Source organism: Bacillus sp. FSL L8-0099 (assembly GCF_038006385.1).
In the GTDB taxonomy this organism is placed as follows: domain Bacteria; phylum Bacillota; class Bacilli; order Bacillales; family Bacillaceae_G; genus Bacillus_A; species Bacillus_A toyonensis.
Genome location: NZ_JBBOVC010000001.1, coordinates 4,124,301 through 4,142,140 on the forward strand (window position 1 = coordinate 4,124,301; position 17,840 = coordinate 4,142,140).

The window sequence follows — 17,840 nt, forward strand, 5'->3', positions numbered from 1 at the left end:
CCTTTTTTATACAACACTTTACTATCTATTTGCTTTCTTTCTTCTAAATAACATAAGTAATCCCGCTCCAACAAATGCAAGACCCGCTCCAATTGTAGAAGCAACACTTGCACCTGTTTTCGGTAAATCACGTTCATCTTTGTCAGCTTCTTTATTTTCACTTACAGTTGTCGTTGTTTCTTTTGTATTTTGATCATCTGTTGTAGTTTGTCCAGATCCTGCATTGTTTCCACTATTACCTTCATTTGTTGGTGGTGTCGTTGGATTCCCTCCATTATTACCTTCACCTGTTGGTGGTGTCGTTGGATTCCCTCCATTATTGCCTTCACCTGTTGGTGGTGTCGTTGGATTTCCTCCATTATTACCTTCACCTGTTGGTGGTGTTGTTGGTTTTTCTCCACCATCGTTCTTCTTCGTTATATCAATTGCATATTTAGCAAATTCATTTTCAGATGGTCCAACATATGATATTTTCCCATCTTTCTTTATATACTTTTGTGCATTTGGTGAAGAATCAAATGTTGTATTTAATTTATCTGCAACAATCGGCTTAAATGTCCAGTTTTGATCGGCTGCTGGATTAATAACTGGTGTTTCTTGCATATACTTCACAATGATTTGACGTGTTTCATCTTGTGATTGGTATACAACTTCCCCTTTACTTACACCTGGGAACGTTTGGCTACTTCCACGATAGTTATTTGTAGCGACGATAAATTCTTGATTGTCAGCTACTGGCTTACCTTCATACGTCATATTTATAATACGATTCGTATTTGCATTTACAACTTTTCCATCTTTATCGTATTTCGCTGGTTGCGTCACATCAATTTCGTATTTTAAACCATCTAAAATATCAAAGTTATATGTAGGATAGCCTATATTTACTAACGGCTGTTCTTTCGTTTCCTTTGGATCAATTTTATTAAACTGACCTGCAGACATTTCAAGCCATTCTTTCACTTGCGCTCCATTTACTTTTACAGCATATAAAGTATTTGGATATACATATAAATCTGCAACGTTTTTAATTGCTAACGTTCCAGCTGGAATATCCGTATAATATGTAGCACCGTTTCGGCCACCTGCTTTAAATGGTGCCCCTGCAGATAAAACTGGTATTCCTTTATATTTACTATATTGTCCATTTTCAGCAAACAACTTTTCGACATACCATTTTTGGGCATTTGTCACAAGTTGCACAGAAGGATCATCTTGTACTAATGAGAAATAACTATTAATTGGCGCTGTCGTTTTTCCTACAGCTGTATTCACATAATCAATTGTCGCTTGATGATCATCTTTAATTTCATTAACTAAATTTTGGTCAGATTGTACTAATGGGTTTCCTTTACTATCAGCAATCGGACGAAGTTGTGGCTTCGATTGCTCTTTTTGTACTTCCCATTTTCCGTTTACCTTTTTCAATTGCATATCAATAATACCTAAGTTACTTCCAAACACACCAGGCATTACAACTGGAACACCATTAAATACATCCTTCACTTCAGTATGTGAATGTCCCATTAATACTGCATCTACACCAGTAACTTCTGTTAAATAATACGATGCGTTTTCCATGCCAACGTTGTATCCACTCTTATCAACACCAGAATGCGCTAGTGCAACGATAACATCTGCACCTTCCGCTTTCATTTTCGGCACCATTTTCTTCGCTGTTTCAACTATATCTTTCGCTTTAACTTTTCCTTCTAAATTTGCTTTATCCCAGTTCATAACTTGAGGTGGAACAAATCCCATTACCCCAATTTTCACCTTCTGTTTTTGACCTGATTCATCTTCTACTTCTTTTTCAAAAATATGATATGGTTTAAAGTAATTTTGGTCGTTCTCTTCATTATTATCTTTATCATCTTTATAGACGTTCGAGTTAATAACCGGGAACTTTGTTTTACTAATCACTTTGTTTAAATAATCTAAACCATAGTTAAATTCATGATTCCCAAGAGAGATGACGTCATACTTCATTAAATTCATTACACGATATAATGGATGTGTATAACTAGGATCCACAGGATTTTTCGGATCGTTTATTTTATTCGCTACATAATCTCCAAGCGGTGTCCCTTGTAATGCATCCCCATCATCAAATAGGACAGAGTTCTTCGCTTCTTCACGTGCTTTATTAACAAGTGTTGCCGTTTGCACGAGACCTACTTTATTATCTGTTTTCGTTTGATAATAATCGTAATTCATTAAGTTAACGTGAATATCTGATGTTTCTAGAATTCGTAAGTTAACTGTACTCTCCCCAGTATTCTCATCCGCATGAGCTGTTGTTGGCAGTACTTGCGGCGCTATTACACCTATAGCAAGAGTTGCTCCAGCTAGCATTTTTTTTGACTTTTTCACAAAAAATCCCCCTTATACAATTACCAGAAATAATGAAATGAATCCCTATCGGTCCATAATCACATACCTTTTTTCTTCTATTAGAGACACGATTTTCATTTCATCCTGCGCTAACGAGTAGTCCCCTTAAACGCTCGATTGATGAAGACTAACAATTAACGGGAGATAAAGCTCCCACTAAGTAGCATTTCACCTTATCTGACATTATCATATATAAAACTCTTTCGTATCGTCAATATTTTTTGACAAACTTCAACAAATTTTCTGTAAAGTTATTGTAAACTTTTCATAAACATATAATATGCCCTTACATTGCTAATACTGCTGAATATGATACAATTACCAATTACAAGGAGGATGAATTTATGAAAAAAGTCATCTTAATAGTTGTTTGTCTCCTCCTTCTAATCATTTCTTATTCTAATTTTGAAAAGAACGATGAGACAAAACAAAACGAACCTGAAGACAAAACAGAGAAAACACCTGCTCCAAGTTGGATTGATAAGCAAACAAACGACTCCTTTTATCACCTCGTATTAGGTGATTCACTCGCTAAAGGATATGGATCGACACAAGGTGGATTTGCTGAATTAGCTTCCAGACAAATAGAAGCACAAATTCATAAACCAATTACAGTAGAAAATCTTGGGATAAACGGCCTTACTACAGATCGTCTCGCTAAAAAAGTTCAATCAGAAGATGTAAAGCAAAAAATTAGAGCTGCAAATATAATTACGATTAATATTGGAGGAAATAATTTATTTCGCTTAAATCGTGATGTCGGTGTTATAGATGGTATTAAAATGTTAAATAAAGAAAAAGCTCATTTTGAAGCGGATATAAAAACTATTGTAAAGACAGTTCGAGATCAAAATCCGAACGCTTTACTCATTCTCTCAGAACTCTATAACCCGTTACAACTCGATGACTCCATCGCAAGTTATGCAGACATGTTTTTAGACGGATGGAATGAATCCGTTTATTCCATTTCAAAAGCAAATCAACCGTCTATCGTTTTACCAATTCGTAAATTAATATCGAATGATAAAAAAGATTTACTATTTGACCAAGTGCACCCAAATGATAACGGCTATGCGATTATTGCTAATACATTTACAAAGCAAGTGTTATCCTACAAATATTAAAGCTGCTGTGAAACAATTCTATTTTTATACCATGTCTTTTTTGTTACAATGAAAGTGGAAGGGGGCCTTTATATGGAATCACGCGAGTGGGAACGTATTGTTGATCATCTTCTTTCGCTAGTGCCTCTTTTTTATCGCAAATTTATGCTTCCTGGAGAATTTTCTTCTCAAAGACATATGCCGCCATCACATACACAAGTATTACTACTTTTGCATGAAAATGGCACATTAGCAGTTTCCGAAATCGGCAAGCGGCTAGCGATTTCAAGGCCTAACATGACACCTCTATTAAACAAACTTATTCAAGAGGAACTAATAGAGCGTCATTATAGCGAAAAAGATCGACGGGTCATTTTAATTTCTCTAACAGCTGAAGGGAAATTATTAGTAAATCAGTATCAGCAATTCATTTTAGACAAACTAAAAGAAAATTTCCAAACATTATCTGAGGAAGAGCGCGAAAAGCTCATTCAATCTCTTCAAACCATTCAAAATTTAATTTTGAAAACAAACGCATAAAGCTGCTTCTAAATAGAAGCAGCTTTATGATTCATAATAATTACCGTAGTATACATTTGAATATGGCCATGTCGTTAAATATGGTTTTTGATCTTGCGTCGATTGTTGTGGTGGTATTTGTGGCAATTGCTGAAATTGTTGCTGTTGATACACTCCAACTTGCTGTCTCAGATCGTTTACCGGATAATAATTTATATATGGGTATACTTGAGGTACATAGTAATAATACATCCATTCTCTCCCCCTTTTTCTTAAACATATTCAAAGGAGAAAATGAATGTGCCATTCTTTATATTTGTACAAGTGGTTCTCTCACTTTTTTCTTTCTGTTCTTCAAACGTAACTTACGATTCTTTTCATATAAATAATGCACAACGAAATATGAAACTACACCGAATACAACTCCTAAAATTGTCATTCCAATTAATACATATACTTCACTCTGTAATAAGCTCTTTAACATCGTAAAAATGTGACTTGAAAACAAGTCCGATATCGTAAATGGTTCATGATGTATTTGTTGTACATGAAATGGATAAATCATTTTCCCTAGCGCATACGCAAGCGGAAATAAAAACACTGGGAGAAACGATATTTTCCCAATAATATTGCCAATAACTGCAGCAGGAAATGATCCTTTTGCTAATCGAACGATTGGATAAAATATTACATATACGAGCGATGCTGTATAAATTACTAACATTTCTAAACCAAAACCAATAGCAAAACCTAACGACACTTTCTTTGCTCCTTCTGGCGATCGAAGCAACTTATAATATTGAAACTTTAATATTCTCCACATCCGCTGAAAAAACGAATATGTTTGCTTAGTTGTTTTCACTCTCATCATCTCTTTAACTATATTTTATATGTAGTATGTCCTTACACGCACTGAATAACAAATTTAGTTTTCTCTTTCTATTATAAATGATATAAAAATGATTAACCAAATATACATCCGACATTTTAATATAAAAAACCTTCCTTTTAGGAAGGTTCTTCTACATTATTAAATAAACTTACTAATAATGCTTTTTGAGCATGTAATCGATTACCAGCTTGCTCAAAAACGATAGACTGTGGTCCATCAATAATTTCTCCTGTTACTTCTTCTTCACGATGAGCAGGTAAACAGTGTAAGAAACGATATGTTTGCTTTGCATGCATAACAAGTTCTTTATTGATTTGATAAGGTTGAAATAAAGTATATTTCTCTTCTTCTCCATCTTGCCCCATACTCATCCAAACATCAGTATAAATAAAATCTGCTTCCTGTACCGCTAATTCAGGATTATGCAAAATTTCAATTTCAGCGCCTGTTTCTTTAGCAATCGCTAACGCTTTTTTAACAATTTCCTCATTCGGTTCATACCCTACGGGTGTTGCCACAGTCATATTCATTCCGACTTTTGCACTCGCTAACAGTAACGAATGACACACATTATTCCCATCACCTACAAAAGCCAATTTAATTCCTTTAAATGTATTCACTTCTTCATATATCGTCATTAAATCTGCTAATGCTTGACAAGGATGATGATCATCCGTTAATCCATTAATAACAGGAATGCTCGATTCTTTTGCCAACTCTTCTACATCCGCGTGTGAGAATGTACGTATCATAATCCCATCAATATAATGAGACAGTACTTTCGCAGTATCAGAAACGGTCTCTCCTCTTCCGATTTGCATCTCCTTCCCACTTAAAAACATTCCATGTCCTCCGAGCTGTACCATTCCTGCTTCAAAAGATACACGAGTACGAGTTGAATGTTTATCAAAGATAAGCCCTAATATTTTACCTTGTAATAAAGGCTCTTGCTTATTCTTTTTTAAATATATAGCGAACTCAATTAAAGAAATAATTTCTTCTTTCGTTAATTCTTCTAGTGTTAAAAGATCTTTCGTATTTAATTTCGGTACTTGTACAGTTGACATGAAATTTCCCCCTTATATGATTGATACGTTTTTTGTACAAACTACTTTTTTTATCATATATACTGCCTGTTCTAACTCTTCATTCGTTACAATGAGTGGCGGTAATAGTCTTATGACATTCGGCCCTGCTTGTAATACGAGTAGCCCGTCTTTTTCAAGTTGTTCTATAAAATTTGAAACTTCATGCTTATATTCGATTCCAATCATAAGCCCCTTGCCACGAATATTTTGAATACATTCGACATGACATAACTCTTCTTGCAATCTCTTTAATACGTATTCGCCCTTTTCCTGTACGTCTTTTAAAAAGGATGGTTCCTTGCTTACCTGTAACACTTCTTTCGCAGCAGTCATTGCAATATAATTCCCTCCAAAAGTTGAACCGTGTGATCCCGCATTAAAAGAAGAGCCCAGTTCTTTCCTACCAATTACTGCTCCAACGGGAATACCATTTCCAAGAGCCTTAGCGATAGTAACGATATCAGGTTTTATTCCCATTTGTTCGTAAGCGAATAGTGTTCCGGTTCTTCCTATACCCGTTTGTACTTCGTCTATAATAAATAGAGAACCGTACTTATTACATAATATTTCGATTTCTTTCAAAAAAAACGAATCAGCTAGTATGACTCCGCCCTCTCCTTGAACAACTTCTATCATTACTGCCGCAACTTCTTCATTCATTACTTCCTCTAATGCTTGTATATCGTTAAAAGGGATATGTAAAAAAGACGGAAGTAGTGGACCAAACCCTTCTTTCACCTTATCTTGACCTGTTGCACTCATCGTTCCAAATGTTCTACCGTGAAAAGACTGCTCACATGTTACGACTAGAGATTTTCCAGTATGCTTACGAGCTAGCTTTAAAGCTGCTTCATTCGCCTCTGCCCCGCTATTACAAAAAAACACATAATCTAATGCTGTATTTTCTGTTACTAACGATGCAACCTCTTCTTGTAAGGAGTTTGTAAATAAATTCGATATATGCCATATGTCTCCAAGTTGCTTTTCAACCGCCTTTACAACAGTAGGATGACAATGTCCTAAATTACATACTCCAATACCGGAAGTGAAATCTACATATTGCTTACCATGTTTATCAATAACTTTCGTTCCATTCCCCTTTACAAACTCAACGTTTCTTCTTCCATACGTTTGAAAAAGATGACTCGTCATACGATACTCACGCCTTTCGTTACCGTCGTTCCGATACACTCGCCTGTGACCTCAGTAAAATCCTTTGTACCATTCACAATACTTACCTTTTGTACTCCCATTTTTAATGATGTAAGTGCCGCCTGTACTTTCGGAATCATCCCGCCTGTAATAACACCTTTTTCTATAAAAGTTGCAATCTCAGACTCATCTGTTTTCTTTACCAATTTCCCTTCATGTAATATCCCATCTACATCTGTAATGAAAATAAGTTCTTTTGCGGATAGCGCATCCGCAATCCCAGCTGCAGCAGTATCCGCATTTATGTTATACACCTCATTACCATTTATTCCGATTGGGGCAATAACAGGAATATAATTCATATCTATTAATTTTTTTAATAAGGTTGTTTCTACATAACTTACCTCTCCTACATATCCTATTTCTTCGCTGACAGGTTGAACTTGAAGTAAATTACCATCACACCCTGAAAGCCCTACGGCCAGTAAATTATTCTTTTGTAAATTCATTACAAACTTTTTATTTGTACTACCACATAGCACCATTTGAACAACATCCCTCACTTCTTTTGGTGTTACTCGTAATCCATCTCTTTTTTCCACTTTGATATGACACTCTTTTAATTTGGCATCAATTTCTGGGCCACCACCATGGACAATCACTACCTTATACTTCTGTTGCAATTTCTTTATACAACCAAAAAACACATGATTTAATTGATCCAACATGCTACCGCCGCATTTAATTACGATATAATCACTCATCTTCTCTCTCCTTATGTACGATAACAAGCGTTTATTTTTACATAATCATAACTTAAGTCGCATCCCCAAGCTGATCCGGTCTCTTTTCCTACATGTAAATACACATCAATAATAATTTCATGTTCTTTTAATTTCTTTTTCATTTCCTCTTCAGAAAATATTTGAGGTTCACTATTTTTTAGCACAACGATAGATTGAAGAGTAATATCAATTGTATTTGGATTAATCGTTACTTCACTTTGTCCAATACTGCTAATAATTCGCCCCCAATTTGGGTCTTCACCGTGTATTGCGGTTTTCACAAGACTTGAACCAACTATTTGCTTTGCAATTTTCTTTGCCTCTTCACTCGCTTTAGCCCCTAGCACATTTACTTCTATTAACTTCGTAGCACCTTCACCATCTTGTGCAATTTTTTTTGCTAAATCTTCACATACCTTCTGTAAAGTAAATACGAAAGTTTCCCAATCTGTGTGTTCCATATTGATTGGTTTCGTTTCCGACAATCCACTTGCCATAACGATGACCATATCATTTGTAGAAGTATCTCCATCTACCGTAATTTGGTTAAATGTATGATTCGTAATTTGTGATAATGCTGTTTGCAATACTTCATGCTCTATATTGGCATCTGTTGTAATAAAACTAAGCATCGTTGCCATATTCGGATGAATCATTCCTGAACCTTTAGCAACACCAGCGATAGTCACTTCTTTTCCATCAATAATCATCTCATAACAAGTTTCTTTCGTTATAAGATCCGTCGTTAAAATTGCTTCACAAAAAGAATGAGCTTCACTTACTTCTTTTGTCGGTATAAGAGATGTAACTCCCTTGCGAATGCTATCCATCGGTAATAGTACTCCAATTACACCAGTTGAAGCGACCGCAACGTAATTTTCTTTCATCCCAAAATGTTCTGCCCCTAATGCGCGCATCTCGTAAGCGTCTTGCAAACCTTTCATTCCTGTACAAGCATTTGCATTTCCGCTATTAACGATAATTGCTTGTAATTTCCCTTCAGTTGCTATACTATCTTTCGTTACTTGCAGGGGTGCTGCTTGTATTTGATTTGTTGTATAAACAGCGGCGCACGATGCTGGTACGTCACAAACGATTGCACCTAAATCCTTTTTCTCCTTTTTCAAACCATTGCTAGTACCGATTGCCGAAAAGCCTTTCGGCGTTACAATTGAACCACTTTCTAATTTTGTAATAGACGCTACTTTAATCATCATGTCCCCCTTATGGATAAAGCGGCATATGCTGTAAACCTGTTGTCTCTTCCAATCCCGCTAATACATTTGCGTTTTGAATCGCTTGCCCAGCCGCACCTTTCATCATATTGTCTATAACAGAAACGACCGTAACTCTTTCTGTTCTTTCATCGTAAGCTACCCCAATATCACAATAATTTGAGCCCCTTACTTCTTTCAGACTTGGAAATTCTCCATGAGAGCGAACTCGAACGAAAGCTGAGTATTCATACGTTTCTTCATACAATTTTTGAAGCTGCTCTATTTTCATTTCCTTTTTCACTTTCGCATAAAGTGTAATCATAATCCCCCGTGATATCGGTATTAAATGTGTACTAAACGTGATTGGCTTCATTTCACTATTCCACTCTGCAAGCATTTGCTCAATCTCAGGAATATGCTGATGCTGATTAACTTTATAAATGTGTAAGTTATCATATAACTCAGGAAAGTGAGCCATTGTTGTTGGCGTTTTGCCCGCTCCAGATACTCCTGATTTCGCATCAATAATAATGGAATCTTCTTCAATTATGCCGCTACGCATTAACGGCGCTATCGCTAATAATACAGCTGTAGCAAAACATCCTGGGTTTGCAATTAAATCTGCATTTTGAACCTCAGACCTTTTCCATTCACTTAGCCCATATACTGCTTTCCTAAGAATTTCTTCTTGTGCAGCTGGCCTTTTATACCACAGTTCATATGATGAGGGATCTATCATACGAAAGTCTCCAGATAGGTCAATTACTTTTAAACCTACCTGTAATAATTTTGGAGTTAATTCTGCCGATACACCTGCTGGGGTTGCTAAAAATACAATTTCTGCTTCCTTCTCTATCTCCTCCACATCAATTTCTTGTAACGTATGGACAAGGATATTTCGAAAATGTGGATATACATTCGCTATACACTCACCAACTTGCGAAAAAGAATGGAGAGATGATATCGAAAAATACGGATGCTGCTCTAATAACCGAATTAATTCAATACCTCCATATCCAGTTGCTCCAATAATTGCGACTTTCATAAGTTCCTCCTCATATTGATTCTTTAGATTAAGTATGATTATAATATTGTATATTTATAGAGTCAATTAAATATTTATAAATTTTTAAAACTAAAAAAACTTAATTTTACTAGAAAAACAATATACTCAACCGAATTTTTATACAAGAATAGTGCATGGTAGTTTTTTCATTTCACTTCAAGTACAATAAAACAATACATACGTACATACAGGCGGGGAAAAATATGAACGAAAAGTTAATTGAGAAAATGATTATAAAAAGTTTTCAGCAATATCAATGCAATCCTGTATCAAAAGAGGATCAGGAAATGTTAGTAAAACATATTCAAGTGATTATTCATTCGAATAATGAAATTGACGTATACGAGGCAATTGAGGATACCGTTTACGATTATGTGACTGGAAAATAAAAAAAATAGGAGATTTCCATATGGAAATCTCCTATTTTTTACTTAATGATTTTCCTGCTACACGTTCAAATAAACCAGGGAACAACGCATAGAGCTTAGGCCCCATTCCCATCCACTTCGGCAAATTCACTTCACGTTTTTTCGTTTGCATCGCCTTTACGATTTGTTCTGCTACATATGTTGGTTTTAACATGTAACGTCCCATATTTTTTACATATGTACCAGATTGATCAGCTATTTCAAAAAAGTTCGTATCTATCGGTCCTGGGTTAATTGCTGTTACATAAATATCTGTATTCGATAATTCCATGCGCAAACTATTCGTAAACCCTAATACGGCATGTTTCGTTGCTGCATACGCACTCGATTTCGGAGTTGCAATTTTCCCAGCAAGTGAAGCTATATTAATTATATGTCCTTCATTTCTTTTTACCATATAAGGTAATACCGCTTTCGTACAAGCTACTAGTCCAAATACATTTACTTGGAACATATCCTTTACTTCATCCATTGATGCCTCTTCAAACGTTTTAAAAATACCAAAACCCGCATTGTTTACCAATATATCAATACGTCCCACTTCTTGTAATACCTTTGAAAAAACAGATTGTACTTTCGTCTCTTCACTTACGTCTAATACATAATAATAGCAAGGCGTATTATAAGTTTTTTTTATTTTGTCTGCTAACGCTTGTAGTTTCTCCTCTGTTCGAGCCATTAATACTGGAGTCGCTCCCTGCTCTGCAACTTGCATTGCAACTTGCTCTCCAATTCCACTAGAAGCGCCTGTAATGACGATTACTTTTTCTTGTAAGCGTCCTGTCATTGCTGTCACCTACTTTGCATAATAAATCAATTGTTGCGAAGATTCATCAATCATCACTTGTTGATTATATGCTAAAAAGTCTAATTGTCCAACAGTTTCGGAGATAGTAAGCGGCAATTGTTCTTTATATAATACTGGAAATAGCTTCACACATACTTCAAATGCTGTCATCGGTTTTTCCTTTAATAACTCAAGTACTTTAAATGCACGTGTTTCTTGCTTTTGTAACCTCGTTTCAATAAGTTGTTTCACATTTAGAACATCTTCCCCATGCCCTGATAAAATACGTGAAATATTCATTTCACTTAAACGTTTTAACGTTTGATTGTATTGTAGCAATGGACGTGCTCTTTCCGTTTGCCCTTCATATGGTGGTTCTAATATTGGATTTGAAGAAATATGACTAATGAGAGCATCCCCACCAATTAATATCCCATCGGATTCTCTATATAAAGAAATATGAGTAGAAGCATGACCTGGGGTTTCAATTACTGTAAACCCAGGTAAAGAATCAATACGATCCCCCTCTCTCACAGTATGTGTTAACGATCTATTACAAGAATATTTAAGTGTCCTTGTCGTCAATAATGCCTCGTCATTCAAAAATGCTGCTGGAACACCGAACTGCAAGGCTGTCTCTCTAAAAAACTCATGATACCGCTTTAAAAACTCTGGATTTTGCGTGATCCACGGCTCATTCCAAGGGTGTCCAATAATATTCGTTTTCTCAGAAAATATATTTAAAAGTCCACAATGATCCGCATGATGATGCGTAATCACTACCGTTTCAATATCTTCTATCGTATAACCTAATGCACCTAATTGACTTTCTAACGCATTTTTTGCCTCTTCTGTATTCGTCCCTGTATCAATTAATGTTAATGTCTCCCCCTCAACTAAAAACACATTCACAGTCTCAACTGCAAATGGCACAGGAATCTCCATTCGGTGAATCGCCGTCATGCTTAGCCCCCCTGACTCTTTCCGGTTCAAAAATGAATACCTCTTCAGTTTACAACTTCTACATAAATTTGTCATTATTTTCAGATAAAAAGAGGTGTTTTCTATAAAAAACCGAATGTATGTACATTTATAAGTATTTCTAACCAAGTTTAAAGGAGGAACATCATGTCTATTCAAAACATATCCTTTCTCGGTGCAGGCTCTATTGCCGAAGCGATTATTGGTGGATTGTTACACGCAAATGTAGTTAAAGGAGAACAAATTACCGTAAGTAATCGTTCTAACGAGACAAGGTTACAAGAGCTACATACAAAATATGGTGTCAAAGGTACGCATAACAAAAAAGAACTACTTGCTAATACAAATATTCTTTTTCTAGCAATGAAACCAAAGGATGTTGCAGAAGCGCTTACCCCTCTTAAAGAATATATAAATAAGGATTTGCTTATTATTTCGTTATTAGCAGGTGTTTCTACTCACTCGATTAGAAACCTACTTCAAAAAAACGTTCCGATCATTCGTGCAATGCCAAATACATCTGCCGCTATTTTAAAATCAGCTACCGCTATTTCGCCTTCAAAACATACAACAGCGGAACATATTCAAACTGCAAAATCTTTATTTGAAACGGTCGGTCTCGTCTCTGTTGTAGAGGAAGAAGATATGCATGCTGTCACTGCATTGTCTGGAAGTGGACCAGCTTATATTTATTACGTAGTAGAGGCGATGGAAGATGCCGCAAAAAAAATTGGTTTAAAAGAAGATGTTGCAAAATCGCTTATTCTTCAGACGATGATTGGTGCTGCTGAAATGCTAAAAGCAAGCGAAAAACACCCTTCTATTTTGCGAAAGGAAATTACATCTCCTGGCGGAACTACCGAAGCAGGCATTGAAGTATTACAGGAAAATAAATTTCAACAAGCACTCGTTTCTTGTATTACACAGGCAACGAAACGATCACATGATCTTGGAAAAACATTGGAACAACTCACAAAAGAAAAATAAAAATGGAGCTCAATCTTACTTGAGCTCCATTTTTTATCATCATATACTTTTAGTTATTACTCTTTCCAAAAATCTCTTCTTGTAGACGACGACCTGTCGGTGTTGCTGCAAGCCCGCCTTCAGCTGTTTCACGAAGTGCTACTGGCATCGTTTGTCCGATTCTAAACATTGCCTCAATCACTTCATCACATGGAATTGTACTCGTTACACCAGCTAATGATAAATCCGCTGAAATCATCGCATTTGAAGCACCCGCTGCATTACGCTTTACACAAGGTACTTCTACAAGTCCTGCAACAGGATCGCACACTAAACCAAGCATATTCTTTAATGAAATTGCCATCGCTGTAGCTGCTTGATCTGGTGTTCCACCAGCCATCTCAACTGCTGCTGCCGCTGCCATTCCACTTGCTGAACCAACTTCTGCTTGGCATCCTCCTGCCGCACCAGAAATACAAGCATTATTCGCAACTACCATACCGAAAGCTCCTGCTGTAAATAAAAATTCAATCATTTCTTCACGTGTAGGTTGTAATTTTTCTTTCAGTGCAAACAGTACACCTGGCACTGTTCCAGCAGAACCTGCTGTTGGTGTTGCACAAATAATCCCCATCGCCGCGTTTACTTCATTTGTTGCAACAGCTTTACTCACTGCGTCCAAAATCGTATCTCCAGATAAGCCTTTTCCGCTCTTCATATACGCTTGAACTTTTACAGCATCACCGCCAGTTAAACCAGTTGGTGATTTCACGCCGCGAATACCACGTTCTACTGCTTGTTCCATCACGACTAAGTTCTTTTCCATACCAGCAATTACTTCTTCACGTGAAATATGTCTTGTTTCCATTTCACATTGAATCATAATTTCTGCGATTTTTACATTTTGTTCTTTAGCTTGCGCCACTAGTTCCGCTGCGTTCCGAAACATGGTGTGTCCCCCCTGCAATTAATCCATAATAGTTACTTGACAAATATTTTGTTGCCCTTTTATTTCTTCAATCACTTCATCTGCTAACAATTCATCTGTTTCAATGACCATAAGCGCTCTTCTTCCTTTTTCTTTACGAGAAACGCTCATTGTACTAATGTTAATCTCGTGTTTCGCAAGAATGGAAGCTACAGCTGCGATAGCACCAAAGCGATCGTTATTTACAATAAGTAGTGCTGGACTCGTGCCTGTTAATTGAAGATCGAATCCGTTTAATTCTACAACTTCAATTTTACCGCCACCAATTGAGCAAGCAACAACTTCAATTTCCTCTTCACCTTTATACAGACGAATTTTCGCTGTATTTGGATGCGGAGCATTTGCATCTTCTTCAATGAATTCCACTTCAATCCCGCGTTCTTTTGCAATATCTAACGCACTTGGAATACGTAAATCATCTGTTTCAAATCCAAGTATTCCACCGATTAGCGCTACATCCGTACCGTGACCACGGTATGTTTTTGCAAATGAACCATATAATGAAATGCTAACTCTCTCTGGCTCATGACGAAACAGCTGACGAGCAACTTGCCCCATTCTTGCCGCGCCTGCTGTATGTGAACTTGATGGACCAATCATAACCGGACCAATAATATCAAACACTGAGCGGTACTTCATCATAACTCCCCCTAAACCTCTATGAAAAAAATTTATTCTACTATTTTATTAAGCTGCCACATTTGTTGCTGTTCCAGTTCTACCACGAATTTGTTCCGCTGTACGAATTGGATAGTTTTTGAATAAAATGAACCAATATCCTGAAATAATACCAGATACCATAATACATAAGAAATATAGCATTACTTTCATTTAAAACGATATAAGATAACCAGCAATAAATCCTGGTAGCAATCCAAAGTTTAACACAGAAGCCATTGCAAGCATAGCATAAACAGGTGATATAACCATTGTTAATACAACTAAATTTGCACCCGCTACTCAACCTAGACTACCTGCTGATGTTCTGAACTCTTTTAAAGAGTGGTATACCAATTAAATCCCCACCAACTTATTATTAAAAAAGCTTCTACTAAAGCACTTGCAACAGCTACACTAGCTAATCATACCGTTTAGCTAAAAAGTAAAAAAGACTTAGTACAAATAATGATATCTTTCCTATTATAATCTCCATATTACTCTCTCATGTTTTAGTCAACTTCACTTGTTACGACAATGACTAATATGCATGTGACTTATAATAAATTGTAATCTGCCCTCATTATAGCTTGTTTTTTATAAAACGCTTACTTTTGTTGAATTTTAAAAGTTCTGAATAAAAGTCCCTTTCTGCTATTTGTATTACTTGTATGTCATCTGACTTATATAACAGTTTTTCTAAATAATCATTATTACGTATTTTTATCCTATATATTCAAACCATTCTAAGTTTCTGTATCATCCAAGTTTAAGTATAAAATAATAACAGTTTTATTTTTAAAATTTTTTAGACATAAAAAAATGGTAACCTAATGTTACCATTTTTCCAAAAATCATTATTTTTCTACTGGAAATGATTTTAAATCTGTCGCTATTTCTGTATTAGGAAATAACTCTCGTGCCTCTTTCAATAATTCCTTATATGTATCTCCTTGATAACGAGAACTAATGTGAGTTAATATTAATCGTTTCGCATTTGCATGAAGTGCAATGCTCGCAGCTTGCTTAGATGTGGAATGAAAATAATCATGCGCTTGTTGTTCATCGTCTGCCGCAAAAGTTGCTTCATGAACAAGTACATCAGCATTTTGTGCTAGCTCTCTACTCGCTTCGCAATATCGTGTATCACCTAAAATGGTAATAATTCTTCCCTTTTGAGGCGGACCGATAAAATCTTTTCCATTTAGTATCGTACCATTCTCTAATTCAACTACTTCTCCATCTTTTAAACGCTTAAAGATTGGCCCTGGTTTCACTCCCATTTCGAGCAATTTATCGACTAAAAGAACACCTTGTATATCTTTCTCTACAATACGATATCCAAAACATTCAATGCCATGTGACAATTTTTTCGTTTCTACATAAAACTCATTATCTTCAAACACAGTACCTTCTTCTGTTATCTCAACGATTTCAAGTGGATATTTCACATGTGTCGTACTTACTGATAATGCCACTTCAATAAATTGTTTAATTCCTTTTGGTCCGTACACTGTTAATTTTGTTGTTCCACCTTGAAACGAACGGCTACCCAATAAACCCGGCAATCCAAAAATATGATCGCCATGTAAATGCGTAATAAATATTTTTTCAATGCGGCGTGGACGTACAGACGTATGTAGTATTTGATGTTGCGTCGCCTCGCCACAGTCAAATAACCAAGTCTGTCCTCGTTCTTCTAACAACTGCAAAGCAATTGCTGAAACATTCCTTCCTTTTGAAGGAACACCTGCACCAGTTCCTAAAAATACAAATTCCACTTTCTTTCCTCCAGCTCTTTATATAATCTATCTTTCATCTTACGGAATGTTATTTCAAATGGCAAATTGAATTTACATAACCAATCATCTAGACAACTATATAACACGAACGTTATACTCAAAAAATTTAGCTATCGTTCGTGTTTTGTGGTAAAATGATTGTACTACATTTTAAGGGAGCGTTTTATTATGAAAGAAGTATTTCGTTTACAAACTGATTTTTCATCTTCATTTGATCGCTGGGTAAGTTCTTTCGTGTCTGATCACCCAGCACAATTAGAATGGACGACTTTAAAAGAATTAATCCATGAATATACAACATCACATACAAATGAGACATTACCAACATATATTTCTTCAGCTTTAACATATTACGCACAACGCGTTTCAACAACAAATAACTCAGAAATTGTTATTTTTGAAAATCCTACAATCTCATAATCTATTATAAAAAGCACTGTAATGAGTGCTTTTTATTTATGTTCATTATTTTTTATTTTTCCAACTTATTCTCAAAAAATACAACTTATTTCATACTATATACCCTTCATAAATCTATTTGATTTTTCAAAAAAACAGATTAAAAAGATATTGACACTACGATTTTACAGTGCTAACATTCAACATGTAATTGAATATGGTCTCTGTTAGGTGAGGCTCCTGTATAGAGAAACGCTGCTGCCCAAAAATGTCGAGAGACGCCAATGGGTCAACAGGAAAGGTCGGAATGAAGGCCTTTTTTAACGTAGCTGGTTTCAGTACCTATGCTATACAGTGCTAAAACTCAACGAGGGAGAGGTGCATGTATTTTGTCATACACAAAAACTGTTTTTAGCTATGTTTACTAACAGGCTTTCGTGTGGACGTTTTTTAACTGTGAATTCAGACCTTTACTCGTTGTGAGTAAAGGTCTTTTTTATGTCTTTATGCACCTGACTATGAAACAAACATAGCATATTCAGAAACTATTAAATTGGACGGAGGTGAGGAACAGTGGCAAGTGATGATTCGGCCCAGATACCCATATGTTTTACGT

At 35.9% G+C, this 17,840-nt stretch carries 19 protein-coding genes and 1 riboswitch; of the genes, 5 read left to right on the forward strand and 14 right to left on the reverse strand.

Features of this window, described 5'->3' with window-relative positions; all coding sequences use genetic code 11:
- Nucleotides 1–21: 21 nt before the first annotated feature.
- Nucleotides 22–2,373, reverse strand: a complete 2,352-nt coding sequence (cpdB, locus tag MHH42_RS20835) for a bifunctional 2',3'-cyclic-nucleotide 2'-phosphodiesterase/3'-nucleotidase (RefSeq protein ID WP_016109070.1) — start codon at nucleotides 2,371–2,373, stop codon at nucleotides 22–24.
- 365 nt (nucleotides 2,374–2,738) lie between these two features.
- Here cpdB and MHH42_RS20840 point away from each other — a divergent pair, with 365 nt between their 5' ends.
- Both MHH42_RS20840 and MHH42_RS20845 read left to right on the forward strand, forming a co-directional pair.
- A complete protein-coding gene (locus tag MHH42_RS20840; protein WP_340894027.1) occupies nucleotides 2,739–3,518 on the forward strand; it encodes a GDSL-type esterase/lipase family protein in 780 nt (259 codons plus the stop codon).
- 72 nt (nucleotides 3,519–3,590) lie between these two features.
- On the forward strand, nucleotides 3,591–4,037 hold the full coding sequence (locus MHH42_RS20845; RefSeq protein ID WP_000445820.1) for a MarR family winged helix-turn-helix transcriptional regulator: 447 nt from the start codon (nucleotides 3,591–3,593) through the stop codon (nucleotides 4,035–4,037).
- 24 nt (nucleotides 4,038–4,061) lie between these two features.
- Here the strand turns inward: MHH42_RS20845 and MHH42_RS20850 are convergent, their stop codons facing one another.
- The 7 genes from MHH42_RS20850 to argC all read right to left on the reverse strand — a co-directional run bounded on the left by MHH42_RS20850 (nucleotide 4,062) and on the right by argC (nucleotide 10,195).
- A complete protein-coding gene (locus MHH42_RS20850; RefSeq protein ID WP_000291937.1) occupies nucleotides 4,062–4,268 on the reverse strand; it encodes a hypothetical protein in 207 nt (68 codons plus the stop codon).
- Between the two features lie 58 nt (nucleotides 4,269–4,326).
- Nucleotides 4,327–4,887: a DUF2062 domain-containing protein gene (locus tag MHH42_RS20855; RefSeq protein ID WP_002044856.1), complete on the reverse strand. Its 561-nt coding sequence runs from the start codon at nucleotides 4,885–4,887 to the stop codon at nucleotides 4,327–4,329.
- Between the two features lie 137 nt (nucleotides 4,888–5,024).
- Nucleotides 5,025–5,975, reverse strand: coding sequence for an ornithine carbamoyltransferase (gene argF / locus MHH42_RS20860; RefSeq protein ID WP_016109071.1), 951 nt, complete (start codon nucleotides 5,973–5,975; stop codon nucleotides 5,025–5,027).
- 12 nt (nucleotides 5,976–5,987) lie between these two features.
- A complete protein-coding gene (locus MHH42_RS20865; protein ID WP_000200530.1) occupies nucleotides 5,988–7,148 on the reverse strand; it encodes an acetylornithine transaminase in 1,161 nt (386 codons plus the stop codon).
- Nucleotides 7,145–7,912 (reverse strand): acetylglutamate kinase, encoded by a 768-nt coding sequence (argB, locus tag MHH42_RS20870; RefSeq protein WP_016109072.1) that lies wholly within the window; start codon nucleotides 7,910–7,912, stop codon nucleotides 7,145–7,147. The genes MHH42_RS20865 and argB overlap by 4 nt, the downstream gene beginning before the upstream one ends.
- Nucleotides 7,913–7,923: 11 nt before the next feature.
- Nucleotides 7,924–9,147 (reverse strand): bifunctional glutamate N-acetyltransferase/amino-acid acetyltransferase ArgJ, encoded by a 1,224-nt coding sequence (gene argJ / locus MHH42_RS20875; protein WP_000598406.1) that lies wholly within the window; start codon nucleotides 9,145–9,147, stop codon nucleotides 7,924–7,926.
- 10 nt (nucleotides 9,148–9,157) lie between these two features.
- Nucleotides 9,158–10,195, reverse strand: a complete 1,038-nt coding sequence (gene argC, locus MHH42_RS20880; protein ID WP_016109073.1) for an N-acetyl-gamma-glutamyl-phosphate reductase — start codon at nucleotides 10,193–10,195, stop codon at nucleotides 9,158–9,160.
- 224 nt (nucleotides 10,196–10,419) lie between these two features.
- On the opposite strand from argC, the gene MHH42_RS20885 reads away from it, so the two are divergent.
- Entirely contained in the window at nucleotides 10,420–10,605 is a 186-nt protein-coding gene (locus MHH42_RS20885) for a YqzH family protein (RefSeq protein WP_001003215.1), read from the forward strand.
- A gap of 31 nt (nucleotides 10,606–10,636) precedes the next feature.
- Here the strand turns inward: MHH42_RS20885 and MHH42_RS20890 are convergent, their stop codons facing one another.
- Together MHH42_RS20890 and MHH42_RS20895 are read right to left on the reverse strand one after the other, a co-directional pair.
- Entirely contained in the window at nucleotides 10,637–11,431 is a 795-nt protein-coding gene (locus MHH42_RS20890) for an SDR family oxidoreductase (RefSeq protein ID WP_000147787.1), read from the reverse strand.
- Between the two features lie 9 nt (nucleotides 11,432–11,440).
- Nucleotides 11,441–12,394, reverse strand: coding sequence for an MBL fold metallo-hydrolase (locus MHH42_RS20895; protein WP_000125110.1), 954 nt, complete (start codon nucleotides 12,392–12,394; stop codon nucleotides 11,441–11,443).
- Between the two features lie 165 nt (nucleotides 12,395–12,559).
- Between MHH42_RS20895 and proI the strand changes: the two genes are divergently transcribed.
- The gene (gene proI / locus MHH42_RS20900; RefSeq protein WP_000027276.1) at nucleotides 12,560–13,399 is read left to right on the forward strand and encodes a pyrroline-5-carboxylate reductase ProI; all 840 of its coding nucleotides are present in this window, start codon (nucleotides 12,560–12,562) and stop codon (nucleotides 13,397–13,399) included.
- Between the two features lie 49 nt (nucleotides 13,400–13,448).
- On the opposite strand, the gene sdaAA is transcribed toward proI, so the two are convergent.
- The 4 genes from sdaAA to rnz form a co-directional block, all read right to left on the reverse strand.
- Nucleotides 13,449–14,327 carry an L-serine ammonia-lyase, iron-sulfur-dependent, subunit alpha gene (gene sdaAA, locus MHH42_RS20905; RefSeq protein WP_000489451.1) on the reverse strand — a complete coding sequence of 293 codons (879 nt, stop codon included), beginning with the start codon at nucleotides 14,325–14,327 and terminating at the stop codon, nucleotides 13,449–13,451.
- An 18-nt stretch (nucleotides 14,328–14,345) separates the two neighbouring features.
- On the reverse strand, nucleotides 14,346–15,005 hold the full coding sequence (gene sdaAB, locus MHH42_RS20910; RefSeq protein ID WP_000877455.1) for an L-serine ammonia-lyase, iron-sulfur-dependent subunit beta: 660 nt from the start codon (nucleotides 15,003–15,005) through the stop codon (nucleotides 14,346–14,348).
- A gap of 48 nt (nucleotides 15,006–15,053) precedes the next feature.
- Nucleotides 15,054–15,197 carry a hypothetical protein gene (locus MHH42_RS20915; protein ID WP_000867046.1) on the reverse strand — a complete coding sequence of 48 codons (144 nt, stop codon included), beginning with the start codon at nucleotides 15,195–15,197 and terminating at the stop codon, nucleotides 15,054–15,056.
- Nucleotides 15,198–15,880: 683 nt separating this feature from the next.
- Nucleotides 15,881–16,804, reverse strand: a complete 924-nt coding sequence (gene rnz, locus MHH42_RS20920) for a ribonuclease Z (RefSeq protein WP_000397436.1) — start codon at nucleotides 16,802–16,804, stop codon at nucleotides 15,881–15,883.
- A 189-nt stretch (nucleotides 16,805–16,993) separates the two neighbouring features.
- On the opposite strand from rnz, the gene MHH42_RS20925 reads away from it, so the two are divergent.
- On the forward strand, nucleotides 16,994–17,245 hold the full coding sequence (locus MHH42_RS20925; RefSeq protein ID WP_000665711.1) for a DUF3932 family protein: 252 nt from the start codon (nucleotides 16,994–16,996) through the stop codon (nucleotides 17,243–17,245).
- 195 nt (nucleotides 17,246–17,440) lie between these two features.
- A riboswitch (M-box (ykoK) riboswitch) is annotated at nucleotides 17,441–17,608 on the forward strand.
- Nucleotides 17,609–17,840: the final 232 nt, after the last annotated feature.